This window comes from Bradyrhizobium sp. CCBAU 11386 (assembly GCF_028128955.1).
Lineage (GTDB): Bacteria > Pseudomonadota > Alphaproteobacteria > Rhizobiales > Xanthobacteraceae > Bradyrhizobium.
Genome location: NZ_LBKA01000152.1, coordinates 1 through 12,086 on the forward strand (window position 1 = coordinate 1; position 12,086 = coordinate 12,086).

Genomic DNA, 12,086 nt, shown 5'->3' on the forward strand with positions numbered 1-12,086 from the left:
CCGTGTAAAATCTGTCCCATAGCGCTTCCCTCGAATCGTGCGATAAGGATGCACCATCAAAGTCTGGGACTAAACACCTAGATCGTGTGTGCTTCGCGACTTTCTATCGCGTGACGCAGGCCAGGTTTCCGGCAGCAGACCGCCTGCGGCAGCGACGACCTGCACCACCACACATCGTCCATGCAATGGCAGTCCCTACACGAGAAGAAGTGGCGCGCCTCTCCACCTAAATGTCCCGTTGACTACGCGATGTCAAGAATCCGACTAGTTGCGGCAGCCTTCCAAACGCCGGCTTGTGGCAAACTCGTGTTTTCTCTCTCTGGATAAATCGGCAAGCAAGGGGATGGCGACTGGCACATCAATTGCTACGATGAGAATTGCCGCAGCGAACGCTGTCGCAGCGGCTCGCCCCACAGGAGGTCTTGATGACGAATCTCGATCTAACTGATCGGCTGGTCCGGTTTTCGACCGGGAATTCGCAGCCAATGAACTGTATGAAATTGCAGTTATCCCGAACGAGCTGACCAAGTTGGTGGCGCTCGGGCTGTAGTCGGCGCCAACCTGTGAACGGGTTGCAGGACAACCTTCACTCTCGCGGTGCGGCTCCCGGCTGATTCTGAGCTTCTAAGGCGGACGGTAGACGGTCTGGAGAAATTGCGATGAGTGCGGATGAAGTGCGCGAGAAGTACCAACTCAACTTTCTTGTCAACGAGGCCAACGTTCATGTCTGAGAGTTCTACGTCCATGTCCGAGAGAGTTCCGCGAGCAGTCGGAGTGCTAGGGACGGGAGTCATCGGCAGTGGGTGGGCCGCACGGTTCATCCTCAATGGAATCGACGTGAAGGTTTATGGCCGGTCGCCTGGTGCGCTCGAGCGCGTGCAGGAGCGCCTGACCAAGGCGCGCCGGGCCTACCGCCGGTTAACACAGGTCACGCTGCCGACAGAAGGATCCCTGACGGTGGTGAAGTCGGCCGCAGACGCGGTGCATGGCGTGGAGCTCGTGCAAGAGTCCGCGCCGGAGCGCCTCGAGCTCAAGCAGCAGCTGCTCGCGGAGGTTAGCCGGGCGACGGCCCCTGGAACATTGATCTGCTCGTCGACCTCGGGGTTGACACCGTCGCTGCTGCAGGCGGAGATGGAGCACCCCGAGCGCCTGCTGGTCGCGCATCCGTTCAACCCCGTGTACTTGGTGCCGCTCGTTGAACTCTGCGCTGGACAGTGCAAGGCGCAGGAGCACCTGACACGGGCGGCAGAGATCTATCGGGCAGTCGGCATGCACCCGCTCGTCGTGCGCAATGAGGTGGATGGGTTCATTGCGAACCGATTGCAGACGGCGGCGTGGCGTGAAGCGCTGTGGCTGGTACACGACGATTTAGCCACAGTACAGGAGATCGATGACGCGGTCCGTTACTCCTTCGGGCTGCGTCGGCCGATCTTGGGGCCTATTTTGACCTACTTCGTCGGCACTGGTCAAACCAGCATGCGTGCCTACTTCGAGAAATGGGGGGCCGGTCGGAGGTCGTCTTCGAGGCTCGAGGAGGTGCCTGAGTTTACGGATGCCTTTCTAGATAAACTCACCGAGCAGTCGAACGCACAATCGTCGGCGGAAAACATGACCCTTTTGGAGTACGAACAGAAGCTCGACGACGGCCTTGTGGCCGTGCTGCGGGCGCTGCGCTCACAGAACTACGGCGCGGGCGAGACGCTCGCGCGTTGGGAACAGAGGCTGCGCGACCGCGTTCCGCACTGATTGCTCCGATCCGCTGCAGACGCCAACGCGAGGGACACCGCCGGACAGAAGACGTCGATGAGTAGCTTACCTTCTGCTCCTCGGCAACGCTACTGCCACCCATTGCTTTGGTACCGACGGCTAGACTTCTCAAAAGACGGCAGCCGAATCAAGCTTGTCCTGTCCTCACGAGCTTCACGGCGGTATGTGTGCCTAGATGCGTAGACAGTTCTCGGCGCCGGCGACGAGGGATAGGCCCGCCGGACAAAATCGCGCGACGCGAACTCGCTGTCTCGATGAGGATCGTGGCCGGGAAGCCTCGAAGTAATGAGAGAACGCACTCGTGCAGCGGGTAACGGCGGGCTGGCCAACCCAGGTCGCCAGGCCCGTCAGCAAGTGGGCCAACGAGATTAATCGCAGCTCTCGATCCAGTTTGGCTTCCTTCGCTATCTGCCCCAGTTTCGTTGATCATCGGAATCATGCCTCTGTGGGTGTGCGGAAATGCTTCCCTGCGGTCAGTCTTCATCTACTTCTCGAAAGTGCTTCCCTTTCCGGCGGGAACCAGCAGACCGAAGGTTTTCATGACACCTCGGATCGGATTGGAGAGGTCGATCGTGATCCGGACCAGCCGAGTGCGCGCCGCGACAAGCGTGCGTGCCAGCATGTTGTCGAATCCCTTCACGCGCACCTCACGAAAGAACCCGACTTCCGCGAGCTGCGCCAGACGCGCGCGCGCGCCATCGGCGTCATTCGCGTCCGTCTTGTTCGCCGCCATGTCAAGCGCCGCTTTAGCATGTCGCGCATCGATGTAGATCGCCGGCAATCCTTCGGTGCGAAAAGAATGATAAAACCATACCGACAGCGGTCCGGTCCCGAACACCACTCGCTTTACGATCGGCACCCACTTGCGAATGAGCTCGGCGACGATACTCGGATCAGATGCGCACTTGCCGCGCCAGATCCGTTCACCTGCTCGGCGGATCGAGACTGCCGTCTCTTTCATCGACACGTCGAGACCAATATATTCTTCGATGGCTGTTCTCCATTCGAGGCTTGGGCTCGGCGTCCAGTCGTGAGCCCGTATTTCCATCCTATCGGGGAACAGCCACCAGCTTCCATTGTCGGTTGACCCGGATTCAGGGGGCGACTCGCTCCCGCGATTACCCATGTGGACGGCTCCTCCACCGGCACGAGAGTGCCAAGGAGTGGGAGCCGTTTTGAGGCTCTCACGATTCGGAGGAGCAGCCTCTGCAGTCAATTTCGACGATTGGCCTTGATATTGTGAAGTCGGTCTTCCAAGTGCGCGGCGTTGATGCAGCCGGCCAGCTGGTCGTACGCCGTCAGTTGAGGCGCCGCCACGTCTTGGTGTTTTTCCAGAAATTGCCGCCATGCCTGTTGGGGATCGAAGCTTACGCATCATCGCACCATTGGTCCCGTGAACTACGGGCGTTGGGACATACGGTGCGATTGATGCCTCCGGCCTATGTGAAGCCCTACGTCAAGCGGCAGAAGAACGACGCTACGGACGCGGAGGCGATCTGTGAAGCGGTGATGAGGCCCAACATGCGGTTCGTGCCGACCAAGACAAACGTGCAACAGAGCTGTCTGATGCTTCACCGAGCGCGCCACCTCTTCATCCCGCCAGCAGACATCGGTCATCAACTCGATCCGCGCCTACCTTGCCGAGTTCGGGATTGTCGCCCCTGTTGGGCGGCGAGGCGTCGAGCAACTGCTGGAAGTCGTCGCCGATAAAGCCGAAGACCGAGTCCCGGAGGTCGCCCGGATGTGCCTTGCTGCTCTTGGCGGTCAATTGCTCGCGCAAGGCCCAGATCCTTGAGTTCGACCGCCGCATCATCGCCTGGCATCGAACAAACACGACGAGCAAGCGGCTGGACGCGATCCCTGGCGTCGGTCCGGCGCTGGCAACAGCGCTGGTCGCCAGCATTGCCGATCCCAAAGCCTTCCGATCCGGGCGGGACTTCTCGGCCTGGGTTGGTCTCGTGCCAAAGCAGAGCTCGAGCGGGGGCAAAGACAAGCTTGGCAGCATCAGCAAGCAGGGCGATCGCTATTTGCGTAGCCTGTTCACGGCTGGCGCTCTCGCCGTAATCCGCTACGCCAAGATCCATGGCACCGATCATCGGCCATGGCTCACGCGATTGTTGGCCCGGCGGCCCACCAAGGTCGCGGCCATCGCGCTTGCCAACAAGTTCGCCAGGATGGCCTGGGCGATGATGGCGAGGAACGAACGCAACCAGGAGCCGGCCGCGCTGGCGGCCTAAACGAAATCGCGCCGACATCGCCGGCGTGACGTAACGGTTGCGAGGGCGAACAGCACGTAGTGCAGTGCCGTTTGATCCGGCGATCAGGACACCCCACTTGGGCCATCGCATCTCGAATGCGTGCTTTTGACCGGGACCTGATCCGCGGAGGGCATTATGGCCAGCGGTCATGGGTACCGCGCAAACAGGCCGAACATATGGCTGCTCCGACCAATCCTGCGACGTGAAGAGTCTCCTTGCCAACCCGGAGCGGTCCACACATGGCTGAAACTGAGTCGGGTTGACGAAGATGCTTACTACGGTGACGTCGCATTGCGCCCGGCTTGCCTCGACCAGTTCCAGATGTCCCTCGTGCAGGTATCCCATCGTCGGAACAAATCCGATGCGCTTATCGGCCTTTCGTGATCTTGCGAGGGTGTGACGCAGCTCGTCGATCGTCGTCAATCTCTGCATTATCAAGCCTGTGATTTGGTTGAGGGGACGCAATTTGCGATCACGTGCTCCAGAGCTTCAGGAAGACGATAGGATTCCTGTTGTCCCGGGAATGCACCCTGGCGGACATTAGCAGTCCAGTGCGAAAGCGCTTTTTGCAATAGCCGAAAACCGTCTACATACGCACGGACGAAATTCGGCTGATGACCCTCGGTCAGTCGCAGCACATCAGGAATAACGAGCACCTGGCCAGAACATCCGGATCCCGCTCTGATTCCGATGGTAGAGATGCTCTGGGACTCGGCGGCTCGCGCGGCGAGTTCCGCCGGGATACCCTCCAAGACGAGAGCAAAGCATCCAGCTTCCTGGAGAAGGTGAGCGTCCTCAAGGAGGCGCACCGCATCGTGCACCTTCGTGCCTTGCACCTCGAACCCGCCCATCATGTTAAGCTCTGTAGGCTCAGGCCCAGATGGCCTATTACGGGAATCTCACAATGAACCAAAGCGCGAACCATGTCGACACGCTTGGCACCGCCCTCGAGCTCCACTGCGTCGGCCCCACGCTGCACGAAGCCCCCCCGCATTGCATTGCTTATCTCTCCTCACGGCTGAGGTGAAAGCTCAGATAGGGCATATCGACCACGAGCGACGCGCGCTCCCTTGTGCGTGCAACCGGCCTTTACTTGGTGATTCATCTGGCCATGGTGACAGGAAGGCTGCTGTCGAAGCCGAGGCAGACATTCCCCACACTGTCGCCAACGAGGATGATGTCGACGATCGGATTGTGCTATACTAGCCGCAACCCCATCGTAAGCGGGTCATTACGATGCGACGCCCTTCCTCCTTCCCGTTGTAAAACTGGGATCGTGACGCGTTCAACCGGCGACTTCCGAAAGATGGCTCATTTTGATACTGATCTGCTCCCTGTCCTGCATCCGCAAATCCGGCCTTCCTAGTGAAAGCAACTCAACACGTAACAAACCTACGACGCGTGTCCGCGCTTTACCGCTGTTGTTTCGATCAACCCGCGCCTGTTCAGCGGCTTCGACGCGGAGTTGAGCCGGTATCAGTGAAGAACGCTTGATCGAGCGCATGGGTGTGCGTTGCAGACGTCGCACCATGGGTCACGTCCGTCCAGGACGAAATCGCATCTCATACGTAGGCTATCCCCGCTGTAGAGATAGGCGGCATCTCCACCTGGAACCTTCGTCATCTCACCCTGAAGCGGTGCTGCGTGAACGGATGCGGAATTCGAAGTTCTTTTTTGGCATCAGAGCTTGAAATCATCAGCATGGAAAGACGCTTCGAACGCTGACTGCAGCGTGCGTGCTGTAAGAGGAGAAAGCCAAGGCAATCGCCCCAGCCAACGCACGCGTCCGATTTCGCGAATCGCACTTTGGCTCGCAGAGTTTCGTTCGCCGATGAACGCAATCCCGAGAATGTCAATCCGACGCCTTCGGAGCGCCTCTATCGAGAGAAGCGTGTGATTGATGGGTACGTAGCGCCGTCGTTGCGCAAAGCACGACCGGAAGCCGCCACCTTTCGAAAACATCGATGTAGAGTGCATCTCCTCCCAACGGCACCATCGGCCCGCCGGCGCCCTCGATCACAAGCGGCCGCTCCCCCGTATCTGGCACATCGATTGAAGCCGCATCAATGCGAACACCTTCAATCTTAGCGGATTGATGGGGCGAAGCGGCTGTTCGAAGGCGGTAACGCTCTGGCAGGGTCCGATCGGGCGGGAGACTTCCCAGCCGTGCTGCGATCTCGGTATCACTCTCACCTTCAAGTCCGGCCTGGATCGGTTTCCAGTAATTCGCACCGAGGAGAGCGGCAAGTCCGGCAGAAAACACAGTTTTTCCGACTCCGGTACCAGTCCCCGTCACCACGATACGCAGTGTCATCGCGACCGGCCTCTCGTCTCGTCAGCGAGGGCATCCAGCATCGCACATACGTCATCCTCACTCACGTTGAGCGTCAGCGATACGCGGAGGCGGGCCGTTCCCGCCGGCACGGTTGGCGGCCGGATTCCGCGAATATCGAAGCCCCGCGCCTGCAGGGCAGACGCAAGCCGCATCGTATCCGAATTGTCACCTACGATGTACGGTACGATCTGCGATTTGGACGGACATCGCAGACCGCGCATCTTCATCTCCCGATGCATGAGGGCGACCAGGCTCGCTAGACGCTGCTGACGCTCGGGTTCGTCCTGCAGGATCAACAGCGCCTCCCGGACGGCAACCGCAATGGCGAGGGCGCGGTGGCAAAGATGAACGGCCGGCAGCGATTGACCATAAAGTCGCGTACCGCGGTAGAGGACGTAACGAGTGCTCCAGCGGAGCCCAACGCTTTGCCGCAGGTATGAACGACCACCAGATTTTCGTGTCCTTCCAAGCAAGCGGAGAGCCCTCGTCCCTGCTCGCCATAAACCCCGGTGGCATGCGCCTCGTCCACAAAAAGAAACGCATCGTGCCGGGCCGCGATCAAGCTGAGCTCTTGCAGCGGCGCCAAATCGCCATCCATACTGTAGATGCTTTCGACCACTATCCAGATGCGCCCCATTCCGCCCTGGGCGCGCCAGTCACGGATTGTACTTTCGACAGACTGGAGATCGTTATGCGCACTAATCCGGAAATCGGCTCGGCCAGCCCGCGCGCCTTCGTGGATGCTGGCGTGCACCAGGGAATCGAGAACAAGTAGGTCACCTCGCTGCGGCAGCGTCGTCAGAACAGAGAAATTTGCGACATAACCGCTGCTGAAGAAAAGCGCCTTCTCAGCCCCGAAAAACTGAGCGGCTTCAGCTTCAAGCCGTTCGTGCTCCTCGCAGTTGCCACGCAGGAGCCGCGAACCACCAGCTCCTATTGGCGTACCGGCATCAATCGCGTCCCAGACGGCATTCTTTATTCGCGGCGCGCTTGCGAGCCCCAAATAATCGTTCGACACGAAATCGATTCCCGCGCGAGGCTTGAGGCCGCGCAGTCGGCCATCTCTTTCTAGAGCTTGCAAATCTTCCACATAGCGAGAATGACGCATAGAATTCATTGTGTCCCTCGCAGAAGCACCCATCAGATGCGACAGAATTCCGGCGCGCTAGACGCACTTGCTCGAGCACCAGTCTCGGCCCTCAACCCGCACGATGCGGTTTTGTCGGTCAACAACCACGACCCGAGGCCTGAAGGTCTTGGCTTCCGCCTCCTCCAAGGAGACGTAAGCAGCGAGAACAATTTTATGCCGGGTAGCGCGAGGCGCACAGCCGCGCCGTTCAGATCTATAGTGCCCGATCCCCGGGCGCCTCAACCACGTAGGCGGCAAAGCGCGCTCCGGTGTCAGTATTGAAGACCTCGACGCGCTCATGGACCAGGAATCCCGCCGCGTCCAGCAGTGCGCCATCAATCGAGATCGGGCAGTACAGATCGGCCTCGGTAACGGAAGCGCGATGATTCATGCAGAGCCGGTCCGCCAACCCGCGCTGAGGCCTCGTTCCAGGCCCCTTATGGCCAACAGCGCATCACTAATGAAGGTTGAGTTCGTCCTGGCCGAGAAGCACACCCCTGCAGCTCCACGCACTCCGCGAGCAGCAACCCTATCGCTGCCCTCCTATGCCATTTTTCTTGTCTATGGCCCGACCATAGATAAGTTTCACAAATATCTATGGTCGAGCGGTCTGCACCCATAATGTAGAAGCCAATTGACGGCTGAAGAAGGCAAAATCGGCCTGAATTCGGAGAAATGCTGCGCGATGAGAAGCGTTTCCCGTTAGAATCGCGCATGCTACTTGTGTAGATAATCTATAATGAGCGGCGGAGAGATTAGGACGATTGCAGGACGCATTGCAGAGACGGTGGCGGACCGAATTATCAGGGGGCGCACTGCAGCCGGATGTTCCACTCCGCAGGATCACGTGGCCCGGAGTTCAATTCTAGCCACGTTCCGGCACACGAGGCTTTTCGATACTTGGAGGCCCAACATCTTGTCGTCGCTTCGCCTCCTCGTGGCATGCCGGTTGCTCCACTTGATACCAAATCAGTGAAGGACATCGCCGAGATGCGCGCCGCTCTCGAAGTGGTCGCGTTGCGCAATGCGGCGCCAAAGCTCACGCCGGCCGATCTAGCAAAAATCGAGCTTGCGCTGATGGAGGGAGACAATGTCCAAACAATCGCGGAGTTTGAGGTAGGAAACCGCGCGTTTCACCATGCACTGGTGGTGTCCTGCGCGATGCCTCGCCTGCTCGCCACTAGAGTTCGCAAATTCTCGTTTGGTGTTCGCGATGGCGCGGAGGGCCGGCTGGCGACTACACTTCAATTTGGACGACCGCCTCATTCTACAAGCGCTGCGAGCGTGCAACATCGATCAAGCCTGCCAACTGCTCGCGCGTCATATCCAAAGCATCGAGCGCGTTGCGCTTTTAGCATCCTGACCAGAAATGAACTCTAGCGAGTTCCAGTGCAGAGCCTCGGATATCGGGGGATCGGCAGATCACGCCCCCCCGCGCGACAAGGAAAGAGACTGTAAAGCTTGTAGCAGACGCCCCCACGATAGAGAACGACTACTTCCGACATCAATCTAGGCTTGTGCATGATTCGTCACATCGTCGACAAGGACGACCAGTTTGAAAACGATATCGACATTGTGGTTTACGGTGAGTTCGAAACGAGGCGGAGCTCGCAGCTTGCAAGGCGCATCGTCTATATCAAGAATCGATCAAGCGAGTGCGCCCGCTCCGCGAACTGCGTTCGCAGCTGACTACTACGTAGTAATGGATGCGAGCTTTGCCTGAAACGAATGATAGGCCGACTTGCCGGCACACCCGGTCCCTCCGGGTCAATATTGCAACCGGACTAGAGAACTTGCGGGCGCTAGACACGCATCGCTGCCATTGGCGTAGGAATCCCAATAGGAGCGCCACTCTCCCAGCATGCGATCAGTTGGCCACTGATTGCAACGTACTTCCGCGAACTGCAGTGGACTGAGCCCGTCGCAGCGATGCAATGTCTCGCGCATCGGCCGCAACTCACGTTCCTTGATAGTTCGGCGGCCACGATTCGCTCGGCCCCTACTCATATCTGGCTTGCGACCCGTTCAGCACCTTTTTTGGTCGCGGACGGACAAGCGAAGACCAGCCAGGAGCCTCTTGAGGGCGATCCGTGGGAAGCACCTCTCAGCCTTCTCGCCAAATATCCGCAAGAGCATCATCCTGATCTTCCGCCGTTTCAGCGAGGAGCGGCCGGGGTTCTTTGCCTATGATCTGAATAGGAGGCTGGAGCGATTGCCGGTGCCCGAGATCCCCGATTGGCATTTGCCTCTATCGATCCTCCATTTCTATGACGTGGTTCTCAGCTACGATCACCGCGACCAGCGATGCTGGATCGTTTCTACTGGTTGGCCGGAGCAAGAGCCCGCAGGTCAAAAGGAAGGTGCGCGCTGTCGAGCCGATGAGTTTGCGGCTTTGCTTATGAACTCAAACCCGCTGCCGAATGTTTGCCCCGTCAGGGTGGACGCACGGAAATCGCACTTCAGCCGAGACGCCATGTCTCTGCAGTAAAGCGCGTCGACGATTTCATTCTAACAGGGGATGTCTTCCAGGTTAACATTGCGCGCCGCTTTAGGGCCAAGCTCCCGAGCTCATTTGATCCGCTCGCCTTCTATCGTCAAGTGCGATCCTTGAATCCAGCCCCTTTTGCAGCTCTCTTGCGCTATGGCAACCTCACGTTTTCATCGAGTTTGCCGTTTTAACGCTTCACGAACGACGGGTGGAAACGCGCCCCATCAAGGGTACGATAGGACGGTCCACTGATTTTATTGAGGACCAGCGGCTCGCCGTCGCTCTCATCGCGTCTGAGAAGGATCGGGCAGAAAACACGATGATTGTGGATCTTTGCGTAATGATTTATCACGCTTTTGCATCCCCGATGCAATCGATGTTCCAGCGCTGTGCAAACTCGACCCTATGCTTCCATGCACCACCTTGTGTCGATCGTCACGGGTGAAATTTCAGAACACGAAGACGCCGTTACGCTACTCCGCGCCTGCTCCCGGGCGGCTATTACCGGTGCACCGAAAGTGCGAGCGATGGAAATTATCACGGAAATTGAGCGTCTGGCGCGAGGGCTCTATTGCGGAGCAATCGCCTTTGTTGGCTTCGATGGGCACATGGATACGAATATTGCGATCCTGCTGATCATGTCCCCTGGCGTGGTGTAGCTGAGTGCGGGTCACCGCGTTCGCCGGCATGGGCCGGATCGGTCAGCTGGCGATTGCCGGGAAGCTGACGGCGGGATCATCGCCCAACGGGGCGATCGTTTCCAGTGTCATGTAGCGGCCGCGCTGGACCGCCCACTGATCGTTCTGCTCGAGCAGGATCGCCCCGACGAGGCGGACGATGGCATCTTCATTGGGGAAGATGCCGACCACTTCGGTTCGGCGCTTGATCTCACCATTGACCCTTTCGAGCGGATTGATCGAGTGCAGCTTGGCGCGGTGCGCAACCGGGAAGGTCATATAGGCCAGCACGTCGGTCTCGGCCTCGTCGAGGAAGGTGGCGAGCTTCGGCAGCTTGGAGCGGAGCTGGTCGGCGACGCGCCGCCATTGCGCCCGCGCCGCCTCGGCATCGTCTTGGGCGAAGGCGGTGGCGATGAAGGCGGAGACGACGCGCCGGCCGCTCTTGCCGGCATGGGCCAGCGCGTTGCGCATGAAGTGGACGCGGGGGTCGTTGAAAAAGCTGCAATTGGCTGATTCCGTTCTCGTCGGCGATTCGCGATCGGAGCAAACGAGATGCTGGGGCGCAAGGAGCGGGATCAGTTGGAGCTCTTTATCACTGGCACGCTCAGACAGCTCGTCCCAGATGAGCACGTGCTGGCGCGGGTCGATCGCGTGCTCGACGTATCTTGGCTAAGGGAAGAGGTTTCCGACTGCTATTGCGCGAACGATGGTCGGCCAGGCATCGATCCGGAGGCCGCGGTCCGCCTGATGCTCGCGGGTCTGCTCACCGGCATCGTACACGATCGCAAGCTGATCCGGGAGGCTCAGGTTAACATCGCCATCCGCTGGTTTGCTGGTTATGGCCTGCATGAGCAGCTACCACACCATTCCAGCCTGACGCGCATCCGCCAGCGCTGGGGCGAAGAGCGATTCCGTAGGATCTTTAAACGAACGGTCCAGGCCTGTCTGAAGGCCAAGATCACAACAGCCGATGTGGTTCACATCGATGCGTCGCTAATCCGCGCCAACGTGAGTTGGGACAGCCTCACCGAGCAGCATGTGGTGGATGTGCTGAGCGAAAATCAAAGGGAAGATGATAGAAAGGCCCGGCAAAGCGGGAAGTACAAAAAGGTCTGCACGACTGATCCCGATGCGACAATGGCTACGAATGCCCGAAACCGGCGGCTGGAACCCGCTTATAAGCAGCACACGGCCGTCGATGACAAGGTCGGTGTCATTCTGGACGTCGCGGTCACGACTTGAGAAACGAACGAAGGAGAGATGATCGAGCCGCAAGTCGATGAGGTTGAAGCGATTACGGGCATCGACATAAAGGTGGTCACCGCCGATGCGGGCTATGCCTACGCTAAAGTCTACGGCGCGCTCGAGCGGCGCGGCATTGATGCCCTCATCCCAGCTAAAGCGGAACCAATCAAGAGTCGCGTACCGCTCA

The 12,086-nt window shown here is 59.0% G+C and carries 6 protein-coding genes and 11 pseudogenes; 9 read left to right on the forward strand and 8 right to left on the reverse strand.

Translation table 11 applies throughout. The features are described 5' to 3' along the window. The first annotated feature begins 669 nt into the window (after positions 1–669). Entirely contained in the window at positions 670–1,746 is a 1,077-nt protein-coding gene (locus XI09_RS09730) for a 3-hydroxyacyl-CoA dehydrogenase NAD-binding domain-containing protein (protein WP_442869568.1), read from the forward strand. Between the two features lie 511 nt (positions 1,747–2,257). On the opposite strand, the pseudogene XI09_RS09735 reads toward XI09_RS09730, so the two are convergent. Further along, a pseudogene (locus XI09_RS09735) lies at positions 2,258–2,758 on the reverse strand (IS110 family transposase); the annotation flags it as partial. 215 nt (positions 2,759–2,973) lie between these two features. Between XI09_RS09735 and XI09_RS09740 the strand changes: the two are divergent. Then, positions 2,974–4,004: pseudogene (locus XI09_RS09740) on the forward strand (IS110 family transposase). 234 nt (positions 4,005–4,238) lie between these two features. On the opposite strand, the pseudogene XI09_RS09745 reads toward XI09_RS09740, so the two are convergent. From XI09_RS09745 to XI09_RS09770, 6 genes and pseudogenes are all read right to left on the reverse strand, one after another. Then, positions 4,239–4,457: pseudogene (locus tag XI09_RS09745) on the reverse strand (pantoate--beta-alanine ligase); the annotation flags it as partial. Positions 4,458–4,459: 2 nt separating this feature from the next. After that, positions 4,460–5,306: pseudogene (panB, locus tag XI09_RS09750) on the reverse strand (3-methyl-2-oxobutanoate hydroxymethyltransferase); the annotation flags it as partial. A gap of 4 nt (positions 5,307–5,310) precedes the next feature. Beyond that, the gene (locus XI09_RS09755) at positions 5,311–5,556 is read right to left on the reverse strand and encodes a hypothetical protein (protein ID WP_271566643.1); all 246 of its coding nucleotides are present in this window, start codon (positions 5,554–5,556) and stop codon (positions 5,311–5,313) included. Positions 5,557–5,705: 149 nt separating this feature from the next. Next, a pseudogene (bioD, locus tag XI09_RS09760) lies at positions 5,706–6,339 on the reverse strand (dethiobiotin synthase). Beyond that, a pseudogene (locus XI09_RS09765) lies at positions 6,336–7,477 on the reverse strand (8-amino-7-oxononanoate synthase). The pseudogenes bioD and XI09_RS09765 overlap by 4 nt, the downstream one beginning before the upstream one ends. Before the next feature lie 48 nt (positions 7,478–7,525). Further along, positions 7,526–7,880, reverse strand: a pseudogene (locus XI09_RS09770) (aspartate 1-decarboxylase). 348 nt (positions 7,881–8,228) lie between these two features. Here XI09_RS09770 and XI09_RS09775 point away from each other — a divergent pair. From XI09_RS09775 to XI09_RS09800, 6 genes and pseudogenes are all read left to right on the forward strand, one after another. Further along, positions 8,229–8,852, forward strand: a pseudogene (locus tag XI09_RS09775) (GntR family transcriptional regulator). Between the two features lie 179 nt (positions 8,853–9,031). Continuing rightward, a pseudogene (locus XI09_RS09780) lies at positions 9,032–9,212 on the forward strand (Dabb family protein); the annotation flags it as partial. 354 nt (positions 9,213–9,566) lie between these two features. Beyond that, complete coding sequence (locus tag XI09_RS09785) at positions 9,567–9,977, forward strand: hypothetical protein (protein WP_271566644.1); 411 nt, start codon at positions 9,567–9,569, stop codon at positions 9,975–9,977. After that, positions 9,914–10,168, forward strand: a complete 255-nt coding sequence (locus XI09_RS09790; RefSeq protein ID WP_271566645.1) for a chorismate-binding protein — start codon at positions 9,914–9,916, stop codon at positions 10,166–10,168. Before XI09_RS09785 ends, XI09_RS09790 begins: the two co-directional genes overlap by 64 nt. A 17-nt stretch (positions 10,169–10,185) precedes the next feature. Next, positions 10,186–10,422 carry a chorismate-binding protein gene (locus tag XI09_RS09795; RefSeq protein WP_271566646.1) on the forward strand — a complete coding sequence of 79 codons (237 nt, stop codon included), beginning with the start codon at positions 10,186–10,188 and terminating at the stop codon, positions 10,420–10,422. Further along, entirely contained in the window at positions 10,403–10,636 is a 234-nt protein-coding gene (locus tag XI09_RS09800; protein ID WP_271566647.1) for a chorismate-binding protein, read from the forward strand. The genes XI09_RS09795 and XI09_RS09800 overlap by 20 nt, the downstream gene beginning before the upstream one ends. Before the next feature lie 42 nt (positions 10,637–10,678). Here the strand turns inward: XI09_RS09800 and XI09_RS09805 are convergent. Then, positions 10,679–11,137 (reverse strand): annotated as a pseudogene (locus XI09_RS09805) (transposase); the annotation flags it as partial. 69 nt (positions 11,138–11,206) lie between these two features. Between XI09_RS09805 and XI09_RS09810 the strand changes: the two are divergent. Further along, positions 11,207–12,086 (forward strand): annotated as a pseudogene (locus XI09_RS09810) (transposase); the annotation flags it as partial.